Source organism: Tsukamurella sp. 8F (assembly GCF_029167375.1).
Taxonomy (GTDB): domain Bacteria; phylum Actinomycetota; class Actinomycetes; order Mycobacteriales; family Mycobacteriaceae; genus Tsukamurella.
The window spans coordinates 53,994-68,230 of the sequence record NZ_JARFTP010000002.1; the positions used below are offsets into that span (position 1 = coordinate 53,994).

13 protein-coding genes are annotated in these 14,237 nt (G+C 68.8%); 9 read left to right on the forward strand and 4 right to left on the reverse strand.

The genetic code is table 11. The annotated features are described in order from the left end of the window. Window positions 1–25: 25 nt before the first annotated feature. Window positions 26–481, forward strand: a complete 456-nt coding sequence (locus tag P0W64_RS01720; RefSeq protein WP_275478523.1) for a PH domain-containing protein — start codon at window positions 26–28, stop codon at window positions 479–481. 22 nt (window positions 482–503) lie between these two features. Here the strand turns inward: P0W64_RS01720 and P0W64_RS01725 are convergent, their stop codons facing one another. The 3 genes from P0W64_RS01725 to P0W64_RS01735 form a co-directional block, all read right to left on the reverse strand. Beyond that, the gene (locus P0W64_RS01725) at window positions 504–2,000 is read right to left on the reverse strand and encodes an aldehyde dehydrogenase family protein (protein WP_275478330.1); all 1,497 of its coding nucleotides are present in this window, start codon (window positions 1,998–2,000) and stop codon (window positions 504–506) included. Further along, complete coding sequence (locus tag P0W64_RS01730) at window positions 1,997–3,574, reverse strand: GMC family oxidoreductase N-terminal domain-containing protein (protein WP_275478331.1); 1,578 nt, start codon at window positions 3,572–3,574, stop codon at window positions 1,997–1,999. Before P0W64_RS01730 ends, P0W64_RS01725 begins: the two co-directional genes overlap by 4 nt. Window positions 3,575–3,667: 93 nt before the next feature. Then, window positions 3,668–4,717: a hypothetical protein gene (locus P0W64_RS01735; protein WP_275478332.1), complete on the reverse strand. Its 1,050-nt coding sequence runs from the start codon at window positions 4,715–4,717 to the stop codon at window positions 3,668–3,670. Window positions 4,718–4,844: 127 nt separating this feature from the next. Between P0W64_RS01735 and P0W64_RS01740 the strand changes: the two genes are divergently transcribed. The 7 genes from P0W64_RS01740 to P0W64_RS01770 all read left to right on the forward strand — a co-directional run bounded on the left by P0W64_RS01740 (window position 4,845) and on the right by P0W64_RS01770 (window position 11,058). Continuing rightward, window positions 4,845–5,195: an MFS transporter gene (locus P0W64_RS01740; RefSeq protein WP_275478333.1), complete on the forward strand. Its 351-nt coding sequence runs from the start codon at window positions 4,845–4,847 to the stop codon at window positions 5,193–5,195. Beyond that, window positions 5,192–5,881, forward strand: coding sequence for a hypothetical protein (locus tag P0W64_RS01745; RefSeq protein ID WP_275478334.1), 690 nt, complete (start codon window positions 5,192–5,194; stop codon window positions 5,879–5,881). Before P0W64_RS01740 ends, P0W64_RS01745 begins: the two co-directional genes overlap by 4 nt. 33 nt (window positions 5,882–5,914) lie before the next feature. Beyond that, window positions 5,915–7,045 (forward strand): XRE family transcriptional regulator, encoded by a 1,131-nt coding sequence (locus tag P0W64_RS01750; RefSeq protein WP_275478335.1) that lies wholly within the window; start codon window positions 5,915–5,917, stop codon window positions 7,043–7,045. 274 nt (window positions 7,046–7,319) lie between these two features. Then, window positions 7,320–7,631 (forward strand): hypothetical protein, encoded by a 312-nt coding sequence (locus tag P0W64_RS01755; RefSeq protein ID WP_275478336.1) that lies wholly within the window; start codon window positions 7,320–7,322, stop codon window positions 7,629–7,631. 303 nt (window positions 7,632–7,934) lie between these two features. Beyond that, a complete protein-coding gene (locus tag P0W64_RS01760; RefSeq protein WP_275478337.1) occupies window positions 7,935–8,636 on the forward strand; it encodes a hypothetical protein in 702 nt (233 codons plus the stop codon). A gap of 215 nt (window positions 8,637–8,851) precedes the next feature. Then, a complete protein-coding gene (locus P0W64_RS01765) occupies window positions 8,852–9,307 on the forward strand; it encodes a hypothetical protein (protein WP_275478338.1) in 456 nt (151 codons plus the stop codon). Window positions 9,308–9,411: 104 nt separating this feature from the next. Then, the gene (locus P0W64_RS01770) at window positions 9,412–11,058 is read left to right on the forward strand and encodes a fatty acid--CoA ligase (RefSeq protein ID WP_275478524.1); all 1,647 of its coding nucleotides are present in this window, start codon (window positions 9,412–9,414) and stop codon (window positions 11,056–11,058) included. 12 nt (window positions 11,059–11,070) lie between these two features. On the opposite strand, the gene P0W64_RS01775 is transcribed toward P0W64_RS01770, so the two are convergent. Continuing rightward, window positions 11,071–12,039 (reverse strand): iron-siderophore ABC transporter substrate-binding protein, encoded by a 969-nt coding sequence (locus P0W64_RS01775; protein WP_275478339.1) that lies wholly within the window; start codon window positions 12,037–12,039, stop codon window positions 11,071–11,073. A 119-nt stretch (window positions 12,040–12,158) separates the two neighbouring features. Between P0W64_RS01775 and uvrC the strand changes: the two genes are divergently transcribed. Then, entirely contained in the window at window positions 12,159–14,228 is a 2,070-nt protein-coding gene (gene uvrC, locus P0W64_RS01780) for an excinuclease ABC subunit UvrC (protein WP_275478340.1), read from the forward strand. The last annotated feature ends 9 nt before the right edge of the window (window positions 14,229–14,237 follow it).

Below are 14,237 nucleotides of genomic sequence, written 5' to 3' on the forward strand. Positions count from 1 at the left end.
GGGATCCGTAGAATCGGCGGACGTGATGACCGACGAGGCGCAGACGCACGTGTTCGAGGCCAGGCCGCGCAAGTCGCGGATCGTGGCGTGCATCATCGCCGCCGTGGTGCTGGTCGCGCACGTCGTCGTGGCGCTGCTGCTGCGGGTCGGTGGCAACACGGGCGTGTACTTCCGATGGGAGGACCAGGCCGCGCTCGCCGGGATCGGCGTGGTTCTCGCAGGTCTCGTGCTCCTGTTCACGCGTCCGCGCCTGCGGATAGCCCCCGAGGGCGTGACGGTCCGCAACGTGGCCGGCGACAGATTCTTCCCGTGGGACGTCGTCCGCGGATTCAGCTTTCCTCCCGGCGCCTCGTTCGCGCACCTCGAGCTACCCGACTACGAGTACGCCGCCGTCATGGCAATCCAGGCGAACGACGGCGAGCGCGCGGTCGAGGCCATCGACCGCGCGCGCGAACTCACCGCCGAATACAAGGGCTACTAGGGCCCTATGCGGGCCCCTAGGCCTATTCGGGGTCGATCGTGCCCCCACGGCCGTGCAGCACGGTCATGATCTGCGTCAACTGTGTCTCGGCCGCCTTGGTGCGCGCGAAGGTGGTGAGCGCCAGGAGTGGCTTGATCCGCTGGCGCGTGATGCTCTTCGCATAGCTGAACTCACGGAGGCCGTCCGGGCCGTGGATGCGACCGAAGCCCGAGTCGCCGACGCCGCCGAAGGGCAGTCCCGGCACTCCCGCGAACGTGATGATCCCGTTCACCGACGCCATGCCGCCACGGATGCGGTCGGCGATCTCTACGCCGCGCTTCTTGGAGAAGACGGCGGCCGCGAGGCCGTATCGGGTCGCATTGGCCAGCTCCACCGCCTCGTCCATCGAGTCCACCTTGGCGACCGTCACGGTCGGCCCGAAGGTCTCGTCGGTGACGGCCACGGAGTCCTCGGGGACGTCGACGAGAACAGTCGGCTGCACCCAGCGGTCGCCGACCGCGTCCGCGCCTCCGACCACTGCGCGACCACCACGGGCAAGCGCATCGTCGATGTGGCGCTTGATGATTCCCAGCTGACTGGGCATCGTGATCGGGCCTATCTGGGCGTCGTCGGCGTCGTATGCCGTGAGCTCGCGCGCCTTCGCGGACAGCTTCTGCAGGAACGGTTCGTAGACGTCGCGGTGCACGTAGACGCGCTCGACGCCGACGCAGGTCTGCCCGGCGTTGGCGAAGGCGCCCCAGGCAGCCGCGTCGGCGGCGGCGTCGAGATCGGCATCGGCGTCGACTACGAACGCATCCTTACCGCCGGCTTCGATGACGACGGGAGTGAGCGTCTCGGCACATGCCGCCATGACCTTCTTGCCGGTCGCAGTCGAGCCCGTGAACGCGACCTTGTCCACTCCGGACGTGCACAGCGCTGCCCCCGTCGGGCCCAGCCCGGTGACGACCTGCAGGACGGGCCGGCCGACCGCCTCCTCGAATGTCGAGGCGAGCCACTTGCCGACGCCGGGTGTGTACTCGCTCGGCTTGAAGACCACGGCGTTGCCGGCCGCCAGTGCGTAGGCGATGGAGCCCATGGGCGTGAACACCGGGTAGTTCCACGGGCCTATCACACCCACCACGCCGAGCGGGTGGTAGCGCACCGTCGCCGCCTGGTTCGCCATGACCAGTCCCGGATTGACCCGCTTCGGCCCCAGCACCTTCTTCGCGTGCCCGGCCGCGTAGGCCAGGTGGTCGATGCCGAGCGCGGCCTCGATGAGCGCGTCGCCGTGGGGCTTGCCGGTCTCGTCGTGCACGATCTGCGCGAGTTGGTTGATGCGTCGGGTGATGACGCCCTTCCACCTCGTGAGCTGGCGTCTGCGGCCCTCGAAGCCGATCTCGACCCACCAGTCGGCCGCCTCGCGGGCCCGGGCGACTGCGAAGTGCACGTCGTCCGCGGTGTGCACGGGGTAGGTGGCGACGATGTCCCCGGTGCGGGGGTTCAGGGAGTCGAAGGTCGTCCTGGGCTGGGCTGTGGTCATGCTGCGCTCCTGATCTCGTCGGCCGCCTTCTCGGCGATCATGATGGTGGGGGCATTGGTGTTACCGCGGACGATGGTGGGCATCACGGACGCGTCGACCACGCGTAGGCCCTCCAGCCCGTGCACCCGCAGCCGGGGGTCGACGACGGCGCCGTCGCCCGTCCCCATCGCGCAGGTACCGACGGGGTGGAACAGGGTCTGGGTGTACGCACGGATGTGCGCGAGCAGATCGTCGTCCGACGGTGACTGGGGTAGCCGCCAGAGCGCCCCCATCCGCTTCGAGAGCGGCCCCTGCCGGCAGATCTCGATGGCGTACCGGACGCCGGCGAGTAGGGCCTCGACGTCCTCGGGTCGATCCAGATAATCGGGTTCGATCAGTGGATGCCAGCGCGGGTCTGCGGACCGCAGCGAGATGCGACCGCGGCTCTGCGGCGCGACGAGAGTGGGGCCGCAGACGAAGCCGCGGCTGGTCGGTTCGTGCAGCATGTTGTCGTAGAAGCTCGATGCCATGACGTGAAATTGCAGATCGGGCAGGTCCAGGTCGTCACGGGAGCGCAGGAACCCGCCGCCTTCGCCGGCGTTGGACGCCAGCGGGCCCTTCCCGGTGAGCCGCCACTTGATCAGGTTTCCGACGGTCTGCGCCTCCATCAGGTCCGTGGTGCCGCGTGTATGGAAGATGACCGGGACGATGGGGTGGTCCTGGAGGCCACGTCCGACCCCGTCGAGTGCGGTGTGGACGTCGATGCCCAGCTCGCGCAGGTGCTCCGCCGGGCCGATACCGGACAGCATGAGCAGTTGCGGGCTCCCGACGGCGCCGCCCGAAAGGATGATCTCGCCACGCGCACGTGCCGTGCGCGTCGTTCCCGCCTGCCGGTAGGTGACACCGGTGGCTCTGATGCCGTCGAGTTCGATCCTCATCGCCAGGGCGCCCGTCGCGATGGTGAGGTTGGTGCGCTCGCGGACGGGCGTGAGGTATGCGCTCTCCGTAGACCAACGCCGTCCACCCCTGCACGTGACCTGGTAGAGGCCTGCACCCTCTTGGTGGTCGCCGTTGAAGTCGTCGTTGGGTTTCAGACCCCAGGCGACGGCGCTCTGCACCCAGTCGGCGCACAGTTCGTGGGTGAAGACGCGGTCCTCGACGTGCAGCGGTCCGTCCTGCCCGTGGTACGGCCCGCCGAAGCGGGTGTTGGCCTCGGCCTTGCGGAAGTAGGGCAGCACGTCGTCATGGGACCAGCCGGTCGCGCCCTGTGCAGCCCAGTCGTCGTAGTCGGCGTGGTTGCCGCGGATGTAGATCATCGCATTCATCGAGGAGCAGCCGCCGAGTGCTTTCATCCGCGGCCAGTAGGCGGTGCGGTCGTCGAGGTGCTTCTGCGGTGTCGTGGTGTAGTTCCAGTCCCATTTCGTCTTGAACAGCGAGGCGAAGGCGAGCGGGATCTCGATCTCCTCCGCGTCGGTCTCGCCTCCCGCCTCCAGGAGCAGCACCGATGTTCCGGGATCCTCGGACAGGCGTGCGGCCATCACCGCTCCCGCGCTCCCGGCACCCACCACGATGTAGTCGAACTCCTCGGCTGGCATCCCTCTCCCTACTCACATGAGACGTACACGGTGCACGTATCTCTGTGATGAAAGTTACCCGCGGCTCCGGGCAGGGGGAAGAGGTCTGGCGCGCTACAGGAGGTAGCGGCTGCGGTGGACCTGCTCGCGGAGGTAGTGGAACTGCGCGTCGAGGTTCGCCGAGAGATCGCGGAGTTGTGTGGCGTGGTCGCGAACGCGCACGGCGTCGGCGCGTCCGCCGGTGGCGTCGACGTGGAGTTGGCGCAGCAGATCGTCGTTGCCGTGGCCCGATGCGCGGTTGAGCAGTTCCAGATCGTGAAGCATGCGCTCGAGCGGCCGGAGCTCGCCGAGGTACTCGGCCAGGGCGGTGACGTGGTCGCGGAGAGCGTGTTCCGCCGCCCGGGCGGCCTCGGAGTACTCCTCGAACTGCTGGTGCAGCGCCGCCGAGTATATCGAATCTCCCTGCGGCACACCGGCTTCCGTGCGGATCCGCCACACACGGTATGCGCGCTGTGAGATGTCGGTGAGCGTCGCATCGAGATCGATGCGTACGGCGTGTCGATCGAGTACCGGGTCGTTCCACGCCGGGGAACGACGGATCTCCTCCGTGATGAGGACGGCGAGACCCAGTAGCCGGGTCTCGACCCGGGTGGAACCGTGCTCGGCGTGCGGGTTGTGTGCGGGGACGTGCTCGGCGCCCCACGGCCAGGGATTCGCTTCCAGGAGGGCCTCCTCCTGGCGTCGGTAGCGTTCTTTCTTCGACGTCCGCTGCTTGTACTTGAGTGCGCCGAGCCCCGCGGCGATCAGGACCCAGAAGGCCAGCGCCGCAACGGCGCTGCTCACCACCGCCCCTGCTATCAGGGCGACGAAGCCGCCGCCCAGAAGGACCCAAGCGAGATAGCTCCACGTCGGCCGGTCGAGCTGACGCGCCCGCAACGCCTGCGCAGCCGGATTGTTACTGGCGGTGAAGCGCAGGTATGCGTCCTGCACCGCGAGATCGGCGACGTTCCCGAGGTAGTTCCGCGCGTCGCGGGCGGCCACGAGCGCGCGATCCCGTGCGAACGGGTCCGACTCGGCCTTCGTGGTCACGCGCGTTGCGATGTCCTCCGGCACCGATGCGCTCATCGCATACCCTCCCAGTGTCTTGCGCGCTCCGCCGCGCATGCATTCGAAGGTACCTGCATGCGGCAAGTGCCCCGCTTGTGTCCGGGTTGGACGAGTGGTTCGGCCGTCGCAGCCTCGTCCGCGCTGCGCTGGTTTGGGGCCCGCAGCCCGCGTAAGGAGTCCGTCGATGCAGTCCGCGTCCCGCACCGTCCGGCCCGCCGCGCCGGCCACGGCGCTGTCGCTGCCGTTCGCGACAGGCTGGGCAGCCAACCACTTCACCGCGTTGCTGCCGGCACTACGCGCCACTCAGCACCTGTCGACCGCGGTGCTGGACGGGGCCTTCGGCGTATATGCATTGGGCCTGCTGCCCGGCCTGCTCGGAGGCGGTGGGCTGTCGGACCGGATCGGCCGCCGCCCGGTCGTGCTGACGGGAACCGTGACTGCGGCTACGGGCAACCTCGTGATGCTGTTCGCGCACGGGCGGCGGGCGTCTTCGCGGGTCGCACCGTCGTCGGCGCAGGCGTGGGGCTCGCGGTGAGTGCGGGCACGGCGTGGGCGGCGGACCTCGGAGGCAAGCGGGGCACGACGCTGTCCGGCGCGATCCTCACCGGCGGGTTCGCCGTGGGCCCCGTCGCCTCGGGCCTGCTCGCGCAGTTCCTCCCCGCGGCGGCCGGCCTGACGGTTCCGTTCGCGGTCACCGTCGCCGCGTCACTCGCGGTCGCCGCGTCAGCAGCACGCGGGGGAGAGATCGTGCCGGTCATAGAACCGCAGCCGGAGCCCGGTCACGACGTCGAGGGCCGCCCGGGCCTCGTGATCGGCCGGACCGGCGAGGCGCGCAGGGGATTCGGCGTCGCGCTCGCCGCATCCGTACCGATGGCCCTGTGGGTCTTCGCGAGCGTGACGGTCCACGGTGGCCGGTGCATGCGTGGCGACACGCGCGTGGCATCTCGCCGCGACGGACCATTTGGACCGCTGAGGCTCGCGCGAAGTGCGGAAACCCGTTGGGTTCGAGATGGTTTCGTCTCAGACGAGCGACGGCCCCTGCTCCGAAACGAACAAAAACGTCATTTTGCTAATTCTTTACTAACTCTTGTGCTAAAGAACACGCTGCTTGTAGCATCAGCAATCGACTTCGGGTCTGCCGCCGCTGAGGCGTCACGCCGAGAGGGGCGACCAGCGACTGGTCGGCACTCGGGTGATCCGGTGTCACCGGTATCGAAGTAGGGCTCGCCGAGCCGATATGCAGCAGGAGGTCACGTGTCGGCTTCCTTGTCGTCGACGGTGCTCGAAACGTCTCGTCCGCTCGGGGAGCGGGTCAGATTGGCGCGCGCCCGGTGTGGGCTCACCCGTGCGGAACTCGGTGCTCGCGTCGGTGTCTCTGCGCGCACCGTGGCCGCCTACGAGACCGGGGACGTCCCATGGGGCGCGGGCCCGGTCCTGGCGGACGCTCTGGACGTTCCCGAGCAGTACCTGGCCCGTCCCTCCGTACCCCACGTGGATCCCGACCGTCTGTGTTTCCGGGCCGGTCACCGCGTCACCCGCCGACAGCGCGGTATCGCCGCATCGTGTGCGGCCACTGCGATCGAGATCGACCGCTGGATCGACGCGCGCTTCGACGGGCCCGACCTGGACCTGCCTTCGTACTCGGGCGAAGGGCCGGAGCTCGCCGCATTGCTGCTGCGTGATCACTGGCAGCTCGGCGCCGCACCGCTGCCGAATCTGGTTCAGCTCGCTGAGGCACGCGGTGTCCGCGTCTTCAGCCTCCCGACGTCGGCGGAAGCCGCTCGCGCCTTCTCGCTGTGGACCGACGAGATCCCGCTGGTGTTCGTGTCGCGGCGCCAGACGCCCGAGGAGACCCGGTTCGACCTCGCACACGAGCTGGGGCATCTCGTCTTGCACGACGCCTGCGTCGACGGGCACGCGATGCTCGAGCGCGAGGCGGATCGTTTCGCCCGCGAGTTCTTGGTGCCGCGGGACGCGGTCGAGTACGAATTCGATCCTCGGCCGTCGGTCGACTCTGTCGTTTCCACCGCTGCGCGATTAGGTGTGGCGCCGGAGCTGCTGGCATCCGTCGCATTCGAGGCGGGACGGATGGGCGAACGCGACTATCTGGACCTGCGGCGCGGGCTCACGGCCCGCGGGCGGGGTGGTGATGGCCGCGTGACACGCCATGAGACGTCGTGGACCTTCGCACACGTGCTCTCCGGTCGGCAGGGGTTCGGCACCGATGCCGCCGCCATCGCCGCCGATCTCGCGGTGCCCGTGGCGGACGTCCATGCACTGACATTCGGTGTCGAGCTGCGCGCCGTGCGGAACGGCGAGCCCGTGGTCGGATGCGCGCCGTATCGCCGGGCGCCGCTCGCGTTGGTGCCGAACACGGTGCGCTGAAGTCCATGCTTCCGCCTTTCGGCGGACCGGTCTCACCTTCTCGGGAGTTCGCCGCGTGCGAGGTCTCGGAAACGGTCTGCGCCGGGACTCGTTGCCGCCGCTGAAGATTCGCGTGGGCAACAGGTGAGGACGGGCTGTTCCCTCCTGTGTTGCGGCGGTAGCCTTGGACGATCGGCCGGGCAGCAGCGAGGGGGAGCGGACGATGATGTCGTATTCGGGAGGGCGATACGCACCGGTCGTTCCGGGTTCGGGGAAGGCGTCTGCCGGTACTCGCGTGAAGCAGACCCTGTGGGTGCTGTGCGGCGTGTTCAGCTGCGGGTTCCTCGGCTTCGTGGGATACGTGATAGTCGCGCTGCAGACCAAGGTGGACCGGTGGTGGGCTGCCGCATCGTTCTTCGCGGTGGTCGCGGTCGCGACGCTCGTCGCCGTGCTCGTAACTCCGAGCAACGAGCGGGGCGAGATCACCGACACCGCGCCCGGCACGGTCTCGCTCATCCTGATGCTCGTTCTGTGGTTCGGTGGCGGACTCGCGACCGTCGTCAGCGTTCCGCTGATCTGGAAGGACTACGACGCGGCGGGGGTGTGAGTGGTGAGTGGCTGCCGAAGCGCGCGATGAGTGTGGATCGGGTAGCACTGCCGCCGCCCCAGGAGAGGTCGCGGCAAGTGCGCCAGGTCCGCAGCGTCTTCGGCGTCGATCGGCATCCGCACCCTGGCGCGTACGGAAACGAGTAGTCGACTACGCGGGTGTAGGGGCGCTCACCCACCTAGCGTCGATACCGGCGGTGCAGCCCGGGGAGCTACCTCGAAGGGGACGAGGAGCAAGCCGGACTGCCGCCGCTCTGACCTGCCGTGCAGACCACGCGGCCCCGACCCGAGAAGGATTCGAGCCATGACCGGCGGACGCAGCGTGGTGGTCGCGGCAGACCCCGCAGATATCGCAGCGGCTGCTCTGGTCGAGGTGCTCCATCGACGGGGCCGGGTGCCGGTGCTGCGGCTCGGACCTGCGCAGCTCGCGGCGGCGACGGTGCTGCCGTCACCCGCGAGCGGGCGTGTAGGGGGACGTACGCGGACCCTGTCGGACGATGCCCTGGTGCTGCCCGACGGGGTCCGCGTCGACCGTGCGTCCTGTCTGGTCCTCTGGCGTCTCGAACCTCTGCCGCGCGGCCGCCACGACGAACTGCTGTTGTGGCTCAACGCCTTAGGGGAGTCGGCGGTCAACGCTCCTGACCCCGCTTTCCCGGCGGGCAGGCACGCGCGCCTGCTGCACCTCGCTCCCGCGGGCGAGGATGCGGCACCGTCGTACTGCGTCTACGGCACCGCCGTCGACGACTCGGTGACAGCCGAACCGGTCGAGCTCCGCCCGCCGGCGCTGGTGTTGGACGGGCACACCGTCGGGGGCCCGGCGTGGGCCGGGGTCCTCGCGTCCGCGCTCGGGCTGCACGTGGCCGAGGTGCGATATGGGACGGTGCGCGGTGACACCGTCGTCGTAGGCGTGTCGGCTGTGCCGGGGCTGACGGGTGCAGGTCAACTCGGGGCGCTCGCCGGGTATCTCGAACGCCGGGCAGCCGAAGGGGTGGCGAGCGCTGCCTAGCGAGTCCGGCTGTCGGCCGGCTGGTGGACCGCAGATGCGAAGGCAGGCCTCGGCGGCCGTGAAGGCGTGATTACAACCAGGGTGAAGTCGTCTCAGGCTGGTCTCAGAGAGTGTCGGGCAGATTCCCAGTCGTGCCCATGTCGTCCTAGACCCGTGTCGTCGAAGACTCGCAGGGCCGAACCGACCGAACACCCGACAGGAAAGCGAGTACGACCATGACCTTCGCACCCCGCCGCCTCATCGCCGCCGCAGGAATCGCCGCTGCGCTCGCCGTGCCCGCCGCCGCGGTCGCGAACGCTGCGCCCGCCGCCCCGAGCAGCCCGGCCGCGTCCACCACCCAGGCGAAGCCTGCTGCCAAGCCCCAGGCGAAGCCTGCCGCCAAGCCCGCCCAGAAGCAGGCCAAGGTGACGCTCACGGACGTCAAGACAACGCTGAAGTCCATCGAGACCGCGAAGAAGCCTGCCGACCTGGCCAAGTCGCTCGCCGCCGACGTCACGACCCTGACCAAGGGCGAGAGCACCGTCTCCAAGAAGGCGAGCAAGCAGTACACCGCCTTCGTGAAGGAGCTGCAGACCGCGTCCACGAAGAAGTCACTGACCGGCAAGGACGCGGCGAAGACCCTGACGAAGATCCAGGCCGACGCCAAGAAGCTGGGCTCCGGGCTCGAGTGACCCGTTGCGGGCGGGTTCTTCTCGGCTCGTGCGAGCCTGGCGGAACCCGCCCGTCACCGTCGGGCTTGCGGTAGCAAGGACGCATGCCCGACCGCATCCTCCCCATGCACTCCACCATGCAGGACGAGCAGCTGTCGCTCGCCACCCTGCTCGAGTACGGCACCGGCTGGCACGGCGACGCCACCGTCTCCACGTGGACCGACGCCGGTACCCGCCGCATCACGTTCGCCGAACTGGGCCGCGAGGCCGCTCGGCTCGCGAACGGTCTGCGGTCCCTGGGTATCAAGCCCGGCGACCGCGTGGGCACCTTCTCGTGGAACAACATCGAACACATGACGGCGTACGCCGCCATTCCCGCTATGGGCGCGGTGCTACACACCGTCAACATCCGGCTCTTCGCGGAACAGGTCGCGTTCATCGCCGATCACGCGGCAGACCGGGTCATGCTCGTCGACGGCAGCCTGTTATCGCAGCTGAGCGCGGCGCTTCCGGGCATCCGCACGCTCCGTCACGTCGTCGTCGTGAACGGCGACGCCTCGGCCCTCGAAGCGCCGATCGGCGTCGAGGTGCACGACTACCGCGAGTTGCTCGACGCGCAGTCGGACTCCTACCCGTGGCCCGACATCGACGAGCGCGCAGCGGCGGCGATCTGCTACACGTCGGGAACGACGGGCGACCCGAAGGGCGTCGTCTACTCTCATCGCTCCATCTGGCTGCATTCGCAGCAGGTCACCGCCAGCTACGGCATGGACGTCTCACCTGAGGACACGGTCCTACCGATCGTGCCCATGTTCCACGCGATGTCGTGGGGGATCCCGTACGGCGCGCTGATGGCCGGGTCGTCGGTGGTGATGCCGGATCGGTTCCTGCAGCCGAATCATCTTGTGCGCCTTCTCGCCGAGGAGCGGCCGACCTTCGCCGCAGCTGTGCCCGCGGTGTGGATCGGTGTGCTGCAACAGCTCGACGCACACCCACAGGACATCACCCACCTGCGGCACGTGGTGGTCGGTGGATCGGCGGTGCCGCCGTCTCTGTCGCGCGCGTTCTCCGAACGGCACGGTGTCGAGATAGTCCAGGCGTGGGGCATGACCGAGATCTCGCCGTTGGCGTCGCTCGCGTGGGCGCCCCGGGACACATCCGGCGACGAGGCCTGGAACTACCGCTATACGCAGGGCCGCTTCCTGCCGGGCATCCGGGCACGCCTCGTCGACGACGAGGGCCGACTGGTACCTCCCGACGGGGAGTCGTTGGGAGAGGTGGAGATCCGCAGCCCGTGGACGACCGCGTCGTACTACTCGCCGGGGTCGACTCCGGTCGGCGACGACAAGTTCGACGACGGCTGGCTACGCACCGGTGATATCGGCAAGGTGACGCCCAACGGGTACCTCACGCTCGTAGACCGTTCCAAGGACGTGATCAAGTCCGGCGGCGAGTGGATCTCGTCGGTGGACCTCGAGAACGAGGTCATGGCGCACCCGGACGTGCTCGAGGCCGCGGCGATAGGCATACCCGACGAGAAGTGGGACGAGCGTCCCCTCCTCGCCGTCGTACTCCGTGAGGGTGCGACGGTGACACCCGATCAGCTCCGCGGGCATCTCGCGGCGAAGTTCGCGAAATGGCAGCTGCCGGAACGCTGGTCGTTCATCAGCGAGGTCCCCAAGACCAGCGTCGGGAAGTTCGATAAGAAGGTGCTGCGAGCCCGCTACGCCGATGGCGAGTTGGACGTCGTCGCGTCGGTGCGCGGCGACTGACCGGCGAGCGGGTCACCTCACGATCCGCTCCAGATCGTCGAGGATCTGCCGCGCGCCGGTCACGCCGATCCCGGTGATCCACAGACGGTAGTCCACCTGGTGGACGCCGTTGGTCCTGGCGGCGGGGAACTGCGACAGCGTCGGTCCGGGGATTCCGAAGTCGCCCTTGGGAAGCGTGTTGGGGATGAACACGAGCTCCGAATCCACGGTCGCGGCCTGCTCGAACGAGATCTCCGCCATGTCGTTGGAGTTCCACGCCCGCTGCGGGATCCGCAGGCCGCTGTCGGTGAGTACGGACCCGGAGAACGACTTCGGGCCGTGCAGGCGCAATGTGCTCGTCATGACGCGCAGGATGTCGGCCGTATGCGTGCCACCCCGTGCGCGGAGCGCCGCGGTGCGGCCGCGGTACTCGGCGAGCAGCCTGTCCGCCTCGGCCGTGCGGCCCATCGCGTCGGCGTAGAGCTGCACCGAGCCCTGCCAGTCGACCGCCGGAGACGCGGCGAACACCGTAGGCGCGATCTGCGACAGTTTCTCGTACAGGGCGCCGTGACGGAGCTCGTTGGAAAGGATGAGGTCCGGCTTCAGCGCCGCGATCTTCTCGAGGTCCGGTTCGGCGATCTTGCCCACGACCTCGGTGTTCTCGAGACCCGCGGCGAGGTACTCGGGAAGCGACGACGCCGACCCCGCCTCTGCCGCACCGACCGGGTGGACGCCCAGGCTCACGACGGTGTCGATCGCGAGGCTGTCGAGTGCGATCACGCGCTTCGCCTCTGCGGGGACCCGCACGGCTCCGTGTACGTCGGTGACGGTGCGCTGCGCCGGCTGCTCGGTCTCGGTCGACGACGAGCCGCACGCCGTCATCACGGCGGCCAGCGCGAGAGCGCCGACCGTGGCGCCGAACCGACGGCGCGTGCGGGTGGTAGTCGGGGTCGTGGACGTCGTCCGCAACGGGCTCGGCGGGACGGCGAAGGTCGTGGGCATTCGGTCTCCTATGGGTAGGTTTGCCTAAAGTTTCTAGCACGCGCCGGATTGTGACCTGCGTCGTTGCGACGTTCGGTGCGTCGGAGAAAGGTGTCGGTGCCCGGGCCTACGCTGGATACGTGGCAGACCCGTCGACCTACCGGCCCGCGACCGGCACCATCCCCACCGAGCCGGGGGTCTATAAATTCCGGGACCCGCACGGACGGGTCGTGTACGTCGGCAAGGCGAAATCGTTGCGCAGCCGGCTCAACTCGTACTTCGCGGATGTGTACTCGCTGCATCCGCGCACCTATCAGATGGTGCACACCGCAGCGTCGGTCGAGTGGACGGTGGTCGGGACCGAGGTCGAGGCGCTGCAGCTCGAGTACAACTGGATCAAAGAGTTCGATCCGCAGTTCAACGTGCGTTATCGCGACGACAAGACGTACCCGATGCTCGCGGTCACTCTGAACGAGGAGTTCCCTCGGCTCTACGTCTACCGCGGACCGCGGCGCAAGGGTGTGCGCTACTTCGGGCCGTACTCTCATGCGTGGGCGATCCGCGAGACCCTCGACCTGCTGCTGCGTGTCTTCCCGGCGCGAACGTGTTCTGCGGGGGTGTTCAAGCGGCACAGTCAGATCGGGCGGCCGTGCCTGCTCGGGTACATCGACAAGTGCTCGGCACCGTGCGTGGGCAAGGTGACTGCGGACGAGCACCGCGTGATCGTCGAGGACTTCTGCGACTTCCTCGCCGGCAAGACCGAGGTACTGATCAAACACCTCGAGACAGACATGCTGGAGGCTTCGGAGGAACTCGACTTCGAGCGGGCGGCCCGCCTACGGGACGATGTGGCGGCGCTGCGGAAAGCTGTCGAGAAGCAGGCTGTGGTGCTCGGCGACGGCACGGACGCCGACCTCGTCGCTTTCGCCTCGGACGAGCTCGAGGCAGCCGTGCAGATATTCCATGTGCGCGGCGGGCGCGTGCGCGGCCAGCGCGGGTGGGTCGTCGAGAAGGCAGGCACCGAGACGCTGGACGCAGCTGAGGACAGCTCGTCCGAGACCGCCGAGATGGTGGGTCAGTTCCTCACCCAGTTCTACGGCGGCGAGGTGGACCAGGCGGCCACCTCGCCGGACGGTGGCACCCCCGTTCCACGTGAGGTGCTCGTGCCCGAGCTGCCGGAGGATGCCGACGAACTTCAGAAGTGGCTCAGTGCGTTACGCGGATCGCATGTCTCGCTGCGGGTTCCGCAGCGCGGAGACAAGAAGGCCCTGGCCGAGACCGTTGCGCGTAACGCCGACGAGGCGCTGCACCAACACAAGCTCAAGCGCTCGGGCGACCTCACGGCGAGATCCGCAGCGCTGCAGGGACTTCAGGATGCGCTCGAACTCGACTCGGCGCCGCTGCGGATCGAGTGCGTCGACATCAGCCATGTACAGGGCACCGACGTGGTCGCGTCGCTCGTCGTGTTCGAGGACGGGCTGCCACGCAAGTCCGACTACCGCCACTACGCGATCAAGGAGGCTGCGGGCGACGGCCGCAGCGATGACGTCGCGTCCATCGCCGAAGTGACCCGGCGCAGGTTCCTGCGCCACCGGGCCGACGCTGCCGGGATGGCAGGGGAGGCCGCTGAGGAGGCGCCCGGCGCGGCCGCGCCGGCAGGGGCACCCGGTGTCGCGCCGGACGGCAGGCCCGCCGACGCAGACGGGGGAGACCTCGCTCCCGATGCGGGTGTCGACCCCACCACGGGGCGCCCGCGTAGGTTCGCGTACCCGCCGAACCTCTTCGTAGTCGACGGCGGCGCGCCCCAGGCCGCGGCGGCGCAGGCGGTGCTGGACGAACTCGGCGTCACCGATGTCGCGGTCGTCGGTCTCGCGAAGCGCCTCGAGGAGGTGTGGGTGCCCGGCGACGAGGATCCGGTGATCCTGCCGCGTAGCTCGGACGCGCTCTTCCTGCTTCAGCGGGTGCGCGACGAGGCACACCGGTTCGCCATCACCTTCCATCGAAGCAAACGCGGCAAGCGCATGACGGCGAGCGCGCTCGACGAGATCCCGGGGCTCGGCCCGACGCGAAAGAACGCGCTCGTCAAGCACTTCGGCTCAGTCGCGAAGTTGCGCGATGCAACGGTCGACGAGATCACCGCGGTGCCAGGGATCGGCCGCGCGACCGCGGAGACCATCGCGGCGGCGCTTGCCCCCGTCGAAGCGAGCTGACGGATCCCG